Here is a 15,222-nt window from a genome sequence, read left to right as displayed (position 1 = left end):
TCTAGGGAGGCTTTGAAGGGTCGTCAACCCTTCAGAGAAATTATTTTTAAATCAAAGACTTCTGGGCAAAAACCGAGCTGCCGCTATCAGCAGTATCACTAAGACATTACACTCGCGGAAAACATCCGGAGCACTCCACGGTGTCGCCAATCGTCATTACGGTCCTGGTTCTCGTCGGTATCGCCCTGCTGGTCGCCATCGGCTACATCAACTATCTGGTGGAAAACCGCAAGCTGGAGCAGGCGCGCCTGAAGGCCGATCTGTCAGACCGCTGCCGGCGCTGCGGCGATGTTTCCGAGTCCCTGCCCGGCCAGTTCATGTCGCCGGCACTCAAGCTGCTGCTCAGCAACTTCGAGCTGAACCTCAGCGAACGCCTGCTGGCCGTCGACAAACACAACGCCGCACTCAAGCAGCGTCTGGAAGAGTTGCGCAGCCTGGTGGCCAAGGGCGAGTCCATTCCGGTCAGGAATGCACCGCAGCCGATCCTCACCGAAGCCAAGGCCAAGGACGTGCGCTTCCTCTTCGAAGCGCTGCACGCCCAGCTCACCCGCTGCGCCCAGGACAACATGCTGCCGCGGGTGGAAGCGCAGAAATGGGTCAAGGAAATCCGCCACCTGCTCACCCTCCTCCATATAGAGTTCTTCGGCAATCTCGGCCAGCAGGCGCTCCAGCAGGGCCAGCCGCGGCAGGCACGCCTGGCTTTCGAGCGCGGCGCACAGTACCTGCAGAAGCAACCGGAAATCGGCCGCTACCAGGCGCAGCTCAAGCAGATGGAAACCCAGCTGGCCCACGCCAACGCCCTGGTACTGGAAACCTCCCAGCCCGCCGTGGATGAGCAGAGCGAACTGGGCGACGGCCTCAAGGCGCTGGATGAAGACGATATCTGGAAGAAGAAGAACCTTTACGACTGATCGACATCACCCCGGCCACCTTCGCCCCAGGAGCCTTGCATGAGCCTCGTCGTCTTCGGCGCCCCGCTGTCCCCCTTCGTTCGCAAAGTCCGCCTGTTCGCGGCCGAGAAAGGCTTCGACTACCAACTGGAGAACGTCAATCCGTTCAACCAGCCGGACTGGTACCGCGAACTCAACCCGCTGCGCCGCGTGCCGGCGATCCGTGACGGCGACTTCACCCTCGCCGACTCCAGCGTCATCTGCCACTACCTGGAAGACCGCGACCCGCAGCGTGCCCCGCTGTGTGGCAAGGACGCCCAGGCCCGCGCGCGGATCAACTGGCTGGAAAAGTACGCCGACTACGAGTTAGCGCCGCTGACCACCTTCACCGTGTTCCGCAATCGCCTGCTCAAACCGCTGATGGGCAAGGTCTGCGACGAAATGGCAGTAAAAGGCGCCATGCAGGAGAAGCTCCCCGAGCACTTCGACTACCTGGAGAAGTGCCTGGGACAGCAGCAATGGTTCGTCGACGACCGCTTCAGCCTCGCCGACATCGCCATCGCCTGCCAACTGGTGAACCTGCGCCACGGCGAGGAAGAATTGGACTCCCAGCGCTGGCCCAGGCTGGCCGCGCACTTCGAGCGCACGCTGGCCCGCCCTGCCCTCGCCGAGATCGTCCAGGGCGAGCTGCAGATCATCGCCAAGATCATGGCCAAGCGCTGATCTTCCCGCAGGAACGAAAAAGCCCCGCCTAGGCGGGGCTTTTTCATGGGCGCGGATCAGCAGTCGGAGAGGCGCAGGAAAATCTCCACCAGGCGTTCGATGCCGGCCTGATCTTCTTCACTGAAGCGACCGACCTTCGGGCTGTCCAGGTCCAACACGCCGATCAGGCGACCGTCCTTCACCAGCGGTACGACCAGTTCGCTGTTGGAAGCGCTGTCACAGGCGATGTGGCCGGGGAATGCGTGCACATCTTCGACACGCTGGGTTTCCCGAGTACGCGCCGCAGCGCCGCACACGCCCTTGCTGAAGGGAATGCGCACGCAGGCGACCTTGCCCTGGAACGGGCCGAGCACCAGCTCCTCGTTGCGATTCAGATAGAAGCCGGCCCAGTTCAGATCCGCCAGCTCGTTGAACAGGAACGCGGAAAACTGCGCAGCGTTGGCAATGAAATCGCGCTCATCGGCGAACAGCGACTCTGCCTGGGCGGCCAGCAGCGCGTAGCCGCCAAGGCCGGCGCCGGCCTGTTGCAGATCGATCATGGGGTCTCTCCTTCCAGCAATTGTCTGCCCACCCAGTAGCGGGCGAATTGATAGGCACAGCGGCCATTACGGTTGCCGCGCCCGAGCGCCCAGCGGATGGCTTCCTTCTCCAGGGCCTCGTCCCAGGTCCAGGCAGCGAGCCCGGACTTCTGCGCGAGCACCTCGACCCAGTGGCGCACCACGCTGAGGAAGTGCTCCTGGGTGAAGGGATAGAAGGACAGCCACAGGCCGAAACGGTCGGACAGGGCGATCTTGTCCTCGACGGCTTCATTGGGGTGCAACTCGCCGTCGACCATCTTCCAGTTCTCGTTGTCGCTCTGTTTTTCCGAGACCAGGTGACGACGATTGGAGGTGGCATAAAGCAGCACGTTGTCCGGGGCTTGTTCCAGCGAACCATCGAGCACGCTCTTGAGGACGCGGAAATCGCCCTCGCCGGCGTCGAACGACAGGTCGTCACAGAACAGCACGAAGCGCTGCGGCAGCCCCTGGATCTGCTCGACCACACGCGGCAGATCGGCCAGGTGGTCGCGCTCGATTTCGATCAGGCGCAACCCTTCGCCGGCCAGCTCCGCCAGCAACGCGCGCACCAGCGAAGATTTACCAGTGCCGCGGGCACCCCACAGCAACGCATGGTTGGCCGGCTGGCCAGCCACGAACTGGCGGGTATTGCGCGTCAGCTGTTCGCGCTGCTTGTCGACCCCCAACAGGTCATCCAGGCGCAGGTCGAGGCTGACCTTCAGCGGTTGCAGGTAGCCGCTGCGGCCGTCGCGATGCCAGCGCGCCGCCAGGCTGTGCTGCCAGTCCAGCGTTTCGCGCACAGCGGGCAGCAAAGGCTCCAGGCGCGCCATCAGCGCTTCGGCGCGGGCGAGAAAGTCGTTCAGGCGGGAATCCACGCGGGTCTCCATATTCTTCGGCGCGGCTCTTCGGCTCAAGAACCGGCAATTTCTTCGTCTTCGGCCTATCCCGACAGACGGTTCTGATGGGCTATGCTACGCCGCAGGAAAGCTTCTGCGAGGCGACGCTCCGCAACCATGGATATTGCGCTCACACATCGCCTCTCGTTCAAGCAGGCCAGCCTGACGGTGCTGGTGGCGTTCATCCTGGGCACCTTGCTGAGCCTCATCCAGGTAGGCGTCGATTATGCCAGCCAGGACGCCTCCATCAACCGCGAAGTGCGCGCCCTGCTGGACGTCAGCCACAACCCCGCCGCACGCATCGCCTACAACATCGACGCCGAACTGGCCCAGGAACTGGTGGTGGGCCTGCTGCGCTCACCCGCGGTGATCCGCGCCGAGATCATCGACAACGCCAACGTTCCCCTGGCCAGCGCCGACCGGCCGCCGGCGGAAAGCCACCTGCGGGGCCTGAGCGACTTCCTCTTCGGCCAGCAACGCACCTATGAGGAACCACTGTTCGTCGAGCATGCCCCTGCCGAGTCCCTCGGCGTGCTGCGCCTGGAAATCGACACCTTCGTCTTCGGCAACGACTTCCTGCGCCGCGCCGGAATGACCTTCATCTCGGGTTTCGTGCGCAGCCTGATGCTCTCGCTGATCCTGCTGGTGCTCTTCTACGCACTGCTGACCAAGCCGCTGGTGAGCCTGATCGACGCCCTCTCCCGCCACGACCCGCGCTCCCCCTCGCGGCTGCGCCTGCCCTGCCCGCGCGGCCATGAGCGCGACGAGATCGGCGTGCTGGTGGAAGTCACCAATCGCCAGCTCAACCGCATTTCGGTGGAAATGGAGCAGCGCCGCGAAGCCGAAGACCGCCTGACCCAGTACCTGGAAGAACTGGAAAGTATCGTCGCTGCGCGCACCGCCGAGCTGAAGGCGGCCAACGCACGCCTGACCCTGTCCAACCAGGAGCTTGAGCAGGCAAGGCAGACCGCCCTGGCCATGGCCCAGGCTCGCGGCAGCTTCCTGGCCAACATGAGCCACGAGATCCGCACCCCGCTCAACGGCCTGCTCGGCATGCTCGGGCTGGCCCTGGACGGCCCGCTGACCGCCGAGCAGCACCAGCAACTGTCCATTGCCCACGACTCGGGCAAGGTGCTGGTGGAGTTGCTCAATGACGTGCTCGACCTGTCCAAGTTCGAGGCCGGCCAGCTGGAACTGGAGCAGATACCCTTCGACCTCGGCACCCTGGTGGAAGACACCGCCAGCCTGCTGTCACAGAACGCCGGCCCGGCCGTGGAACTCACCTGCCTGATCAGCCCGCAGCTACCGGCGCAGCTCTCCGGCGACCCGACGCGGGTGCGCCAGGTGGTCAGCAACCTGCTGTCCAACGCCCTCAAGTTCACCCGTTTCGGCCGCGTGGATGTTCGCGTCGAGCCACTGGACCACGGTGTGCGCATCAGCGTGCGCGATACCGGTATCGGCGTGGCTCCCGACGCACTGCAGAAGATCTTCCAGCCTTTCACCCAGGCCGACGCCGGCATCGCCCGCCAGTACGGCGGCACCGGGCTGGGCCTGGCACTGACGCGCAAGCTTTGCGAAGCGATGCGGGGCGAACTGAGCGTGACGTCCGAGCCGGGCCGCGGCAGTGAATTCACCGTCACCCTGCCTTTGCCAGCGCTGGAGCCTGCGCCGCCAGCGGCCAGACTGCACGGCAAGCTGATCGTCCAGTGTCCCGCCAGCAGCGGCCTCGCGGCCCTGCTGCAGAACTGGCTACCGGAATGGGGCGTGGACTTCCAGCGCCTGGACATCGACGACAGCCTGGCCGGCGTGGAGCTCGATGCGCTGCTCTCGGACTGCCCGGATTGCCTGATCGTCCTGCGCCAGAACGTCACCAAACCGGTGCTGCTGGTCACGGCCTACGGCAACTTCCTCGAACCCGAACTGGCCCAGCGCCTCGCCCCCCTGCGCCAGCTGGCGCGCCCGCTGTCACGAGCGGTGCTCTACCAGGCCCTGAAACAGGCCTTCGAGCACCAGCCGCTGCCCTCATCGAAAACCCCGGGGGAAACGACGCCGGAGCAATTCTCCGCCCGCGTCCTGCTGGTGGAGGACAACCCCGTCAATCAGTTGGTCGCACGGGGCCTGCTGCAGAAGCTGGGTTGCCAGGTGGGCATCGCCACCAACGGCGAAGACGCACTGAAGCAACTCGCTGGCACCGACTTCGACCTGGTCCTGATGGATTGCAACATGCCGGTGATGGACGGCTACCAGGCCACCCGTGAAATCCGCGCAAGCGGACGCTGGCCGGACCTGCCGGTGATCGCCCTGACCGCCAACGCCCTGCCGGACGAACGCGAGCGCTGCCGTGCCGCCGGCATGGACGATTACCTGGCCAAGCCCTTCCACCGCGACGAGCTGGCGGCCATCCTCGAGCGCTGGGCCGGGCCCCGGCCGCGCGGCTGATTCAGGCGTCCAGCTTCGACAGCTGCAACAGCAGGCTGTCGAGTTGCTCGCGCAGGCCGTCAGTCACGCTCAGATCGATACCGCTGCGGCAGAGCAGCTCTTCACGCAAAGGCAGCACCTTCTCGCGCAGCGCCGCCCCCTGCACGGTCAGCCCCAGGTGCACTTCACGCTCGTCATGCCGCGCACGGCGGCGCTGCACCAGGCCCAGTTGTTCCAGGCGCTTGAGCAGCGGTGTAAGGGTGCCGGAATCGAGCATCAGACGCTCGCCGAGCGCCTTCACCGAAGGCTGCTCCGGCGGCTGGGCCTGCCACTCCCAGAGCACCAGCATGGCCAGGTACTGCGGGTAGGTCAGGCCGAGCGCCTCGAGCATCGGCCGATAACCACGGATCACCGCGCGAGACACGGCGTACAGGCGGAAGCACAGCTGGTTGTCCAGTTGCAGCTCGGACGGCAGGGATACAGCGTCTTTCATCACAGCAGCGCTTCGATCTCGGCGGACAGTTGCTCGGGCTTGGTGGTCGGGGCGAAACGCTTGACCAGTTGGCCGTCCCGGCCGATCAGGAACTTGGTGAAATTCCACTTGATGCCCTGGCTGCCCAGCAGGCCGGGCGCACGTTTCTTCAGTTGCACATACAGCGGATGGGCGTCCGCGCCGTTGACGTCGATCTTCTTGAACAGCGGGAAGCTCACGCCGAAGTTCAGTTCGCAGAACTGGCTGATTTCGCCCTCGCCACCCGGCTCCTGCTTGCCGAACTGGTTGCAGGGGAAGCCGAGCACCACCAGTCCCTTGTCCTTGTACTCACGCCAGAGCTTTTCCAGCCCCTTGTATTGCGGGGTGAAGCCGCACTGGCTGGCGGTGTTCACCACCAGCAGGGCCTTGCCGCCGAAATCGGCCAGGGTCTTCTGTTCACCCTTGATGGTGGTCACGGGAATATTCAGCAGTGCGTCGCTCATGGAACATGGCTCCGGGGGAAGTGGGAGATTGAAGAATAGTGATCAATTAAATTGCGTGCAATTCAATTGATCACGAATCAACCCTTGAATGCCCCGCCATCAGGATTCCCCCGTAGGAGCGAGCTTGCTCGCGAACCCGCCCAGCCCGGTTGCCGCCGGAAAATTCGTTCGCGAGCAAGCTCGCTCCTACAAAAACAAAAAATACAAAAAGCAAAAAAGGCCCGCTCGGTGGCGGGCCTTGAGGTCACTCTTTGGGCACCAGCTTCAACGACGCCGAATTGATGCAGTAACGCAGCCCGGTCGGCCGCGGGCCGTCGGGGAAGACGTGGCCCAGGTGCGCGTCGCACTTGCCGCAGCGCACTTCGATGCGGTGCATGCCGTGGCTGAAGTCTTCCAGTTCCTTGACCACCTCAGCGTCCACCGGCTGGAAGTAGCTCGGCCAGCCACTGCCGGAGTCGTACTTGGCGTCGGAGTCGAACAGCGCCGTGCCGCAGCACACGCAGTGGTAGATGCCAGGGGTCTTGGTGTCGTGATACTCGCCGGTGAAGGCACGCTCGGTGCCACCCAGCCGGCAAACGTGGAACTGCTCGTCGGTGAGCTCGTCACGCCAGGAGTCCAGGGGCTTTTCCAGCTTTTCCATCGATCTGCCTCCATTAATGGAAAAAATGCCCGATGCCTCCTTTTCCGGGAATCGGGCCGCACGTATGATGCGCGTGGTTAACGTCAGGTTCAGAATCTGCCGCACAGCGACATTCTCGCGATAGAAAAGCCTTAAAAACTCTACTTTTTCGAGAAATCCACTGCTTTCCTATCGATTTTCAGGGTCGATACCAGGGAAAAGCACTTCCGAACCCATCATTTGACGCCAGTCTGTCACCCGCGTTACAGCCTGCCAAGTCGCCGGCCGCGGACTATTTCGGAATCCAGAACATGCAGGTCACCAAATCGAACAAGCTCGCCAACGTCTGCTACGACATTCGCGGGCCCGTGCTCAAGCACGCCAAGCGCCTGGAAGAGGAAGGCCACCGCATCCTCAAGCTGAACATCGGCAACCCGGCGCCGTTCGGTTTCGAGGCGCCGGACGAAATCCTCCAGGACGTCATCCGCAACCTGCCCACCGCCCAGGGCTACAGCGACTCGAAAGGCCTGTTCAGCGCGCGCAAGGCAGTGATGCAGTACTACCAGCAGAAGCAGGTGGAAGGCGTCGGCATCGAGGACATCTACCTGGGCAACGGCGTGTCCGAGCTGATCGTCATGGCCCTGCAGGCGCTGCTCAACAATGGTGACGAGGTGCTGATCCCGGCGCCGGACTATCCGCTGTGGACCGCCTCGGTCGCCCTCTCCGGCGGCAAACCGGTGCATTACCTGTGCGACGAGCAGGCCGGCTGGTTCCCCGACGTCGCCGACATGAAGGCGAAGATCACCAGCAATACCAAGGCCCTGGTGCTGATCAACCCGAACAACCCGACCGGCGCGGTCTACTCGAAGGAAGTGCTGCTGGACATCGTCGAACTGGCGCGCCAGCACAACCTGGTGATCTTCTCCGACGAGATCTACGACAAGATCCTCTACGACGAGGCCCAGCACATCTCCACCGCATCGCTGGCGCCGGACGTGCTCTGCCTGACCTTCAACGGCCTGTCCAAGTCGTACCGCGTGGCTGGCTTCCGCTCCGGCTGGATCGCCATTTCCGGCCCCAAGCACAAGGCGCAGAGCTACATCGAGGGCCTGGATATCCTCGCCAACATGCGCCTGTGCGCCAACGTGCCGAGCCAGCACGCGATCCAGACCGCACTGGGCGGCTACCAGAGCATCAACGACCTGGTCCTGCCCGGCGGCCGCCTGCTGGAACAGCGCAACCGCGCCTGGGAACTGCTCAACGACATTCCCGGCGTCAGCTGCGTGAAGCCCATGGGCGCGCTGTATGCCTTCCCGCGCATCGACCCGAAGGTCTGCCCGATCCACAACGACGAGAAATTCGTCCTCGACCTGCTGCTTTCCGAGAAGTTGCTCATCGTTCAGGGCACTGCCTTCAACTGGCCCTGGCCGGATCACTTCCGGGTGGTTACCCTGCCCCGGCTCGATGATCTGGAACAGGCCATCGGGCGCATTGGTAGCTTCCTGAAAACCTATCGCCAATAAATCATCGCCAGTGAATCCCAGCGCATAAATGGATCTGCAGATCGACGACTTCTACAAAGACGCTGCGGCGGGCCTGCTGACGCTCTACCAGGCCTTCCCGCGCAAGATCGGCCTTTACGTCGAGGACCTGATCGGACGCGAAGAGCCCGACGAATTCGGCCTGCCCAGTACTCGCCATCAGAGTTGCCTGGGCGCGCTGCTGTGGCTGGCCGATGAAGGCTACCTGCGCTTCGAGGCAACCATTCGTTACGAAGCGCTGGACCAGGCCGTGCTCAGCGAAAAAGCCTTCATGCGCCTGACCCGCATCGTCCCCCACCCCGTGCGCGACGGCGATGAATTGCCGCCCAGTGTGCGCCGCGACCAGGCCACGCTGGCCAACCAGCTGCGCGAAGCACTGGCGAGCCGGCACGGGGAACGCATCGCGCGGCTGACCCGTCTACTCTTGGAGAGCGACCTGGGGCGCCCTTAACCCGGGCAAGCGACACAAGTTGAAATAGTCCCCGAGTTGAATCGCCTGGGGGCCAACCGTATATACCCCGCATACTATTCAGCGATCCCGTGCCCGACTGTGCCCGGCGATCCGGAAAGCCGCATTCCCATGCGGTTTTCACCCTTGTCACCGTGAGGAGAAGCTTTACGCCATGATGCGCATCCTGTTGTTCCTGGCCACCAACCTGGCAGTTCTGGTGATCGCCAGCATCACCCTGAAACTGTTGGGCGTGGACCGTTTCACCGGCCAGAATTACGGTAGCCTTCTGATTTTCTGTGCCGTATTCGGCTTCGCCGGCTCCCTGGTTTCGCTGTTCATCTCCAAGTGGATGGCGAAGATGAGCACCGGTACCGAGATCATCAGCCAGCCGCGCACCCGCCACGAACAGTGGCTGCTGCAGACCGTGGAAGAGCTGTCCCGCGAAGCCGGCATCAAGATGCCGGAAGTGGGCATCTTCCCCGCCTACGAGGCCAATGCCTTCGCCACCGGCTGGAACAAGAACGACGCACTGGTAGCGGTCAGCCAGGGTCTGCTGGAGCGCTTCTCGCCTGAAGAAGTGAAAGCCGTGCTGGCCCACGAGATCGGCCACGTAGCCAACGGCGACATGGTCACCCTGGCGCTGATCCAGGGCGTGGTGAACACCTTCGTGATGTTCTTCGCACGTATCTTCGGCAACTTCGTCGACAAGGCCATCCTGAAGAACGAAGACGGCCCCGGCATCGGCTACTTCGTCGCGACCATCTTCGCCGAGCTGGTACTGGGGGTGCTCGCCAGCATCATCGTCATGTGGTTCTCGCGCAAACGCGAGTACCGTGCGGACGAAGCCGGCGCTCGCCTGGCCAGCACCGGCGCAATGATCGCCGCCCTGCAACGCCTGCGCGCCGAACAGGGCGTGCCGGTACAGATGCCCGACACGCTGCAGGCCTTCGGCATCAACGGCAACCTCAAGCACGGCCTCGCCGGCCTGTTCATGAGCCACCCGCCGCTGGAAGACCGCATCGAAGCCCTGCGCGCCGCCGGCCGCTAAGTTTCGGCGCGACAAAAAAGGGCGACCCTCGGGTCGCCCTTTTTCATGCCTGAGATTCAGCCACGGCGCAGCGCGAATACCACCTCGTCCAGATGGCTGACCCCGCGCTTGAGGAACTTCGGATTCTCCGCCAGCACGTCGAGACGCTCCACCTCCTCCACGTCCCAGTCTTCGGCGAATAGCCTGTGCACTTCATCCGCCAGCACGGCAAAGGGCGGGCCATCCATTTCAGCCTGAGGGTATTCCAGGCTGACCAGCAAGCCACGCGCCTGCTGCGGCAGGATGCGCTGCAGATGCAGCGCATAGTCGGCACGCAGGTCCGAGGGCAAGGCGATCAGCGCGGCGCGGTCATACAGGGCCGAGCAGCCTGCTACCTGCTCGGCCGTGACGGCAAAGAAGTCACCCTGGAGAATCTCCAGGCGCTCATAGCTGTATCGGCGCAGCGAGCCCTCCTCGGTGACCTGCGGGGTGACACCCAGTTCGGCAAAGAAGTCGACGGCTGCTCGTTCGGCCAGCTCAACCCCCAACACGCGATATCCCCATTGCGCCAGCCAGAGCATGTCCAGGCTCTTGCCGCACAACGGCACCAGAACCTGCGACTCTTCGGGCACTCCGAGGCTCGGCCAGTGCCGCTGCAGCCCGGGGTTCACCGCCTGCTGATGGAAGCCGATTTCATTGCGCGCCCAGCGCGACTGCCAGAACTCATGTTGCATAGATCACCTGTTCAAATACTGCGAAAAGCACGCGGCAGCAACCAACGCCACCAGGCCGCCCGGCGTTCCCGGGCGCGCTCACCGGCTTCGAAAATCTTCAGGCGAACCTGATCGCCACGGACGCGTTGCACACAGATCTCGGTGCCGTCGTCCAGCTGGAGACAGTCACCGATTTCCAGCACCAGGGCTTGATCGACTTGCTGCATGGCCAAATTCGTTATCCGTATAGGAATTTTCCGCAAACTTTAACGCATTGGTTTACCCGCAACTTCAGAAAGCGCCCTATGGCGATTATCTGCAGCAGTCTGCAACTGAGTTCGCAAATCCACCGGTGGCGGTCCAGGCATCGAGAGCTGCACGGAAACATCTTTGAAATCGATCATTCCATTCAAAAACCTATACTGGTTTTCGATTTGTTCGCGCGGGAACATAGAGCCATCACGTAGCGAGGTTCGCCATGCTCCCTGCCCTGTTCATCTCCCACGGCTCCCCCATGCTGGCCCTGGACCCCGGCGCCAGCGATGCTCCGCTGAAGCGCCTGGCCCGCGAGTTGCCGCGCCCCAAGGCGATCCTGGTGGTCTCCGCCCATTGGGAAACCCCCGACCTGCGCATCACCGCATCACCGAAGCCGGACACCTGGCACGACTTCTACGGCTTCCCGCCGGAACTCTATGCCGTGCAGTACCCTGCCGATGGTTCGCCGGAGCTGGCGCAGCGCGTCGCCGAACTGCTGGCCGCGGACGGCCTGCCGGCCATCCTCGACCCGGAGCGCCCGCTGGACCACGGCGCCTGGGTCCCCCTGAGCCTGATGTACCCGGCTGCCGACATTCCCGTCGTGCAGCTGTCCCTGCCCAGCCGCCTCGGCGCGCCCATGCAGCAGCGCATTGGCCACGCCCTGGGTGCGTTGCGCGGGGAAGGCATCCTGCTGATCGGCTCGGGCAGCATCACCCACAACCTCGGCGAACTGGACTGGCATGCCGGCCCCGAGGTCATCACGCCCTGGGCCAAGGCCTTCCGCGACTGGATGGTGGAGCGCCTGGAGGCCGACGACGAATCAGCCTTGCTCGACTATCGCCGGCAGGCGCCCCAGGCGGTGCGCAACCATCCGCGTGACGAGCACCTGCTGCCGCTGTACTTCGCCCGTGGCGCTGGCGGCTCGGCAATGACGGTCGAGCACGCCGGCTTCACCCTTGGCGCGCTGGGGATGGATATCTATCGCTTCGGCTGACTGCTCTTATGCAGGAGCGAGCTTGCTCACGAGTCGCCCGACTGCGACGCTGCCGCGAGAAGTTCGCGAGCAAGCTTGCTCCTACAGGGCATGCATCGACCGATACCGGAAACGAAAAAGCCCCGCCAAGGCGGGGCTTTTTCATGCGCGGGAGACTGACGAATCAGTCTTCGCGGTAACGGCGCAGGCGCAGGGCCTTGCCAGCGACACGGGTGTCCTTGAGCTTGGTCAGCAGGCGCTCGAGGTTCTCTTCCGGCAGCTCGATCAGGCTGAAGGTCTCGCGAATCTGGATGCGACCGATGGCCTCGCGGGACAGGCCACCTTCGTTGAGGATGGCACCCAGCAGGTTCTTTGCCTGTACGCCGTCACGGGCGCCCAGGGCAGTACGGCAACGGGCCTTGCCTTCCGACGGCGGAGCCATCGGGCGGCGCTCGCCGCTGCGCTCCGGACGGTCACCGCGCTCGGGGCGATCGCCACGTTCGCTGCGCTCGTAACGCTCACCGCTGCGCTCGCGCGGGGCGGCCGGGGTCAGCGGTTGTTCGCGACGGACCGATTCCAGGTCCAGTGCCTTGCCTTCGGTCAGCTTGGCCAGCAGTACGGCGGCCAGGGTGTCCATGTCGGTACCCAGGCGACGGCACAGCTCGTCACGCACCGCCCCGCGGCTGGCAACGGCGTTGGCCAGCAACGGTTGCAGGCCGGTGGCCAGGCGGTTCAGGCGCGCTTCGAGAACGGTCTCGGCGTCCGGCAGGCGAACTTCGCCGACCTTCTGCCCGGTCACACGCTCGATCACCTGCAGCATGCGGCGCTCGCGCGGAGTCACCAGCAGCAGGGCGCGGCCTTCACGGCCGGCGCGGCCGGTACGGCCGATACGGTGTACGTAGGATTCCGGATCGTAGGGCATGTCCACGTTCAGTACGTGGGTGATGCGCGCCACATCAAGGCCGCGGGCCGCGACGTCGGTGGCGATGACGATGTCCAGCGAGCCGTCCTTCAGGGACTCGATCACGCGCTCACGCTGGGCCTGCGGCATGTCGCCGTTCAGCGCGGCAGCACGATAGCCCTGGCGCTCGAGCAGCTCGGCGATGTCCAGCGTAGCCTGCTTGGTGCGGACGAAGCCGATCAGCGCGTCGAACTGTTCGACTTCCAGCAGGCGCAGGATCGAGGCCGGCTTCTGGTCGGCGTGAACCATCAGGTGCACCTGCTCGATGCGGGCGACAGTCTGGGTCTTGGCGGCGATGCGGACGTGCTTGGGTTCTTTCAGGTGGCGTTCGGCGATGCTGCGGATCGAGGCCGGCAGAGTCGCGGAGAACAGCACGCTCTGACGGCTGGACGGCATGGCTTCGAAGATCACTTCGAGGTCATCCATGAAGCCGAGCTTGAGCATTTCGTCCGCTTCGTCGAGGACCAGGCTCTTGACGGTGGACAGCAGATTTTCGTCGCGGCGCAGGTGGTCGCACAGGCGGCCCGGGGTGGCGACCACGACCTGGGCGCCCTGGCGCAGGGCCTTGAGCTGCGGGCCCATGGGCGCGCCGCCGTAGACGGCAATCACACCGACGCCCGGCATCTGCTTGGAATAGGTTTCGAAAGCGGTAGCAACCTGCAGGGCCAGCTCGCGGGTCGGCACCAGCACCAGTACCTGCGGTACGCGGCGGCTCGGCTCGATCTGCGACAGCATCGGCAGCGCAAAGGCAGCGGTCTTGCCGGTACCGGTCTGGGCCTGGCCGATCATGTCGTGGCCTTCGAGGATCACCGGGATCGACTGGGCCTGGATCGGCGACGGCTCTTCATAACCGACAGCGGCAATGGCAGCGAGAACATTGGGGTGAAGACCGAGCGCGGCGAAGCCGGCGGTTTCCTGGGTCATGGGTTTTGCCTCTAAGTACATCCGCAAAGACCCAATAGCCGAGCTGCGCATGCCCTGTACGACGATAAAGTCACCCAGGCAGCTGGAAGCGGGGATTTGCGAAATGAAGATTGGAAGAATGCGTCAAGGAAGTCCGCACAGCGGACGCACAGCCCGAGCGTGAAAGCTGCGGAAAAATGCGGGATCCGAAACGAGGCCATCGTTTGGCCGGCGCGTATCATACCGGAAATTCCTGACCGATGTGTTTCTTTTCGGAACGCGACCGGCGAACGGTCGCCCCATAGACAAGGCCGGTGACGCCGGCTATACCGAGCAAGCCTACTCACCGGAGCCCGCCGATGACCGCCAGCAGCCAACCCCGCATCACCGTCGAACGCCATGACCACGTCCTGCTGCTCGGCTTGAACCGGGTGGAAAAGCGCAACGCCTTCGACCTGGACATGCTCACCCAGCTGGTTCTGGCGTTCGGCGAATACGAGCGCGACGACGATCTGCGCTGCGCCCTGGTATACGCCCATGGCGACCATTTCACCGCGGGGCTGGACCTGGCCAATATCGGCGAGACCTTCCGCACCGGCTGGAGCATGCCCGAAGGCTCCGCTGATCCGTGGGGCACTTTCGGCGGCCGGCGCCTGACCAAGCCTTTGCTGGTTGCGGCACAAGGTTACTGTTTCACCCTGGGCATCGAGCTGATGCTCGCCGCCGACATCAACCTGTGCGCCAGCAACGCGCGTTTCGCCCAACTCGAAGTGCAACGCGGCATCTTCCCGTTCGGCGGCGCTACCTTGCGCATGCATCAGGTCGCGGGCTGGGGCAACGCCATGCGCTGGCTGCTCACTGGCGACCCCTTCGATGCCCACGAGGCCTACCGCATCGGCCTGGTTCAGGAAGTCACTGCGCCAGAGGAGTTGATGCCGCGCGCCCTGTGGCTTGCACAGCGAGTGGCCGCCCAGGCGCCGCTGGGCATTCGCGCTACCCTCGCCTCGGCGCGCCGCAGCCTCGATGAAGGCGAGGAAGCGGCGGCGCGACTGCTGCCGGCCATGGCCAGCGAATTGCTCTCCACCGATGACGCAAAGGAGGGTTTGAACGCCATGCTGGAACGTCGCGAAGGCCGATTCCAGGGCAAATGAGTGCGCCCGAAAAATCCAAACCGGAACCATCGTGCGAAAAGCGCTATATCCAAGGTATTAAAAATGCCTGGCAAGTCGCCATAATCCTTTAGTTTTTACTTTAAAATCAAAAGCTTGCCATCCACAAAACGACTATATACAAGTTCCAATTTCGCGCCTGGAAACAAAC

16 protein-coding genes are annotated in these 15,222 nt (G+C 63.8%); 8 read left to right on the top strand and 8 right to left on the bottom strand.

Annotated elements, in window-relative coordinates:
- The first annotated feature begins 140 nt into the window (after positions 1–140).
- Complete coding sequence (locus L6D89_RS02905; RefSeq protein WP_236198688.1) at positions 141–911, top strand: hypothetical protein; 771 nt, start codon at positions 141–143, stop codon at positions 909–911.
- 39 nt (positions 912–950) lie between these two features.
- Positions 951–1,613: a glutathione S-transferase family protein gene (locus tag L6D89_RS02900; RefSeq protein ID WP_236198687.1), complete on the top strand. Its 663-nt coding sequence runs from the start codon at positions 951–953 to the stop codon at positions 1,611–1,613.
- A 56-nt stretch (positions 1,614–1,669) separates the two neighbouring features.
- Here L6D89_RS02900 and L6D89_RS02895 read toward each other — a convergent pair whose 3' ends face one another.
- Positions 1,670–2,152 carry a GAF domain-containing protein gene (locus L6D89_RS02895; RefSeq protein WP_236170792.1) on the bottom strand — a complete coding sequence of 161 codons (483 nt, stop codon included), beginning with the start codon at positions 2,150–2,152 and terminating at the stop codon, positions 1,670–1,672.
- Positions 2,149–3,045, bottom strand: a complete 897-nt coding sequence (locus tag L6D89_RS02890) for an ATP-binding protein (protein ID WP_236170793.1) — start codon at positions 3,043–3,045, stop codon at positions 2,149–2,151. Before L6D89_RS02890 ends, L6D89_RS02895 begins: the two co-directional genes overlap by 4 nt.
- Before the next feature lie 93 nt (positions 3,046–3,138).
- On the opposite strand from L6D89_RS02890, the gene L6D89_RS02885 reads away from it, so the two are divergent.
- A complete protein-coding gene (locus L6D89_RS02885; protein ID WP_373874922.1) occupies positions 3,139–5,505 on the top strand; it encodes an ATP-binding protein in 2,367 nt (788 codons plus the stop codon).
- Position 5,506: 1 nt separating this feature from the next.
- On the opposite strand, the gene L6D89_RS02880 is transcribed toward L6D89_RS02885, so the two are convergent.
- From L6D89_RS02880 to msrB, 3 genes are all read right to left on the bottom strand, one after another.
- On the bottom strand, positions 5,507–5,977 hold the full coding sequence (locus L6D89_RS02880; protein WP_236170795.1) for a MarR family winged helix-turn-helix transcriptional regulator: 471 nt from the start codon (positions 5,975–5,977) through the stop codon (positions 5,507–5,509).
- Entirely contained in the window at positions 5,977–6,459 is a 483-nt protein-coding gene (locus tag L6D89_RS02875; protein ID WP_236170796.1) for a glutathione peroxidase, read from the bottom strand. Before L6D89_RS02875 ends, L6D89_RS02880 begins: the two co-directional genes overlap by 1 nt.
- 244 nt (positions 6,460–6,703) lie before the next feature.
- Entirely contained in the window at positions 6,704–7,099 is a 396-nt protein-coding gene (gene msrB, locus L6D89_RS02870) for a peptide-methionine (R)-S-oxide reductase MsrB (protein ID WP_236170797.1), read from the bottom strand.
- A gap of 290 nt (positions 7,100–7,389) precedes the next feature.
- Here msrB and L6D89_RS02865 point away from each other — a divergent pair, with 290 nt between their 5' ends.
- The 3 genes from L6D89_RS02865 to htpX all read left to right on the top strand — a co-directional run bounded on the left by L6D89_RS02865 (position 7,390) and on the right by htpX (position 10,118).
- The gene (locus tag L6D89_RS02865; protein ID WP_236170798.1) at positions 7,390–8,601 is read left to right on the top strand and encodes a pyridoxal phosphate-dependent aminotransferase; all 1,212 of its coding nucleotides are present in this window, start codon (positions 7,390–7,392) and stop codon (positions 8,599–8,601) included.
- Between the two features lie 28 nt (positions 8,602–8,629).
- Positions 8,630–9,070, top strand: a complete 441-nt coding sequence (locus tag L6D89_RS02860; protein ID WP_236198685.1) for a hypothetical protein — start codon at positions 8,630–8,632, stop codon at positions 9,068–9,070.
- 172 nt (positions 9,071–9,242) lie between these two features.
- On the top strand, positions 9,243–10,118 hold the full coding sequence (htpX, locus tag L6D89_RS02855; protein WP_236170800.1) for a protease HtpX: 876 nt from the start codon (positions 9,243–9,245) through the stop codon (positions 10,116–10,118).
- A 56-nt stretch (positions 10,119–10,174) separates the two neighbouring features.
- Here the strand turns inward: htpX and L6D89_RS02850 are convergent, their stop codons facing one another.
- Together L6D89_RS02850 and L6D89_RS02845 are read right to left on the bottom strand one after the other, a co-directional pair.
- Entirely contained in the window at positions 10,175–10,831 is a 657-nt protein-coding gene (locus tag L6D89_RS02850; protein WP_236198684.1) for a thiopurine S-methyltransferase, read from the bottom strand.
- An 11-nt stretch (positions 10,832–10,842) separates the two neighbouring features.
- Positions 10,843–11,037 (bottom strand): hypothetical protein, encoded by a 195-nt coding sequence (locus L6D89_RS02845; protein ID WP_236198683.1) that lies wholly within the window; start codon positions 11,035–11,037, stop codon positions 10,843–10,845.
- A gap of 251 nt (positions 11,038–11,288) precedes the next feature.
- On the opposite strand from L6D89_RS02845, the gene L6D89_RS02840 reads away from it, so the two are divergent.
- Complete coding sequence (locus L6D89_RS02840) at positions 11,289–12,059, top strand: DODA-type extradiol aromatic ring-opening family dioxygenase (RefSeq protein ID WP_236198682.1); 771 nt, start codon at positions 11,289–11,291, stop codon at positions 12,057–12,059.
- A gap of 163 nt (positions 12,060–12,222) precedes the next feature.
- Here the strand turns inward: L6D89_RS02840 and L6D89_RS02835 are convergent, their stop codons facing one another.
- Positions 12,223–13,923 carry a DEAD/DEAH box helicase gene (locus tag L6D89_RS02835; protein ID WP_476748341.1) on the bottom strand — a complete coding sequence of 567 codons (1,701 nt, stop codon included), beginning with the start codon at positions 13,921–13,923 and terminating at the stop codon, positions 12,223–12,225.
- A 338-nt stretch (positions 13,924–14,261) separates the two neighbouring features.
- Between L6D89_RS02835 and L6D89_RS02830 the strand changes: the two genes are divergently transcribed.
- Positions 14,262–15,053: a crotonase/enoyl-CoA hydratase family protein gene (locus tag L6D89_RS02830; RefSeq protein WP_236170804.1), complete on the top strand. Its 792-nt coding sequence runs from the start codon at positions 14,262–14,264 to the stop codon at positions 15,051–15,053.
- Positions 15,054–15,222: the final 169 nt, after the last annotated feature.

The organism is Pseudomonas pseudonitroreducens (genome assembly GCF_021603645.1).
GTDB classification, from domain to species: Bacteria; Pseudomonadota; Gammaproteobacteria; order Pseudomonadales; family Pseudomonadaceae; genus Pseudomonas; species Pseudomonas pseudonitroreducens.
Note: the sequence above shows the minus strand (reverse complement) of the source record. Positions and strands in the feature narration are given on the sequence as shown.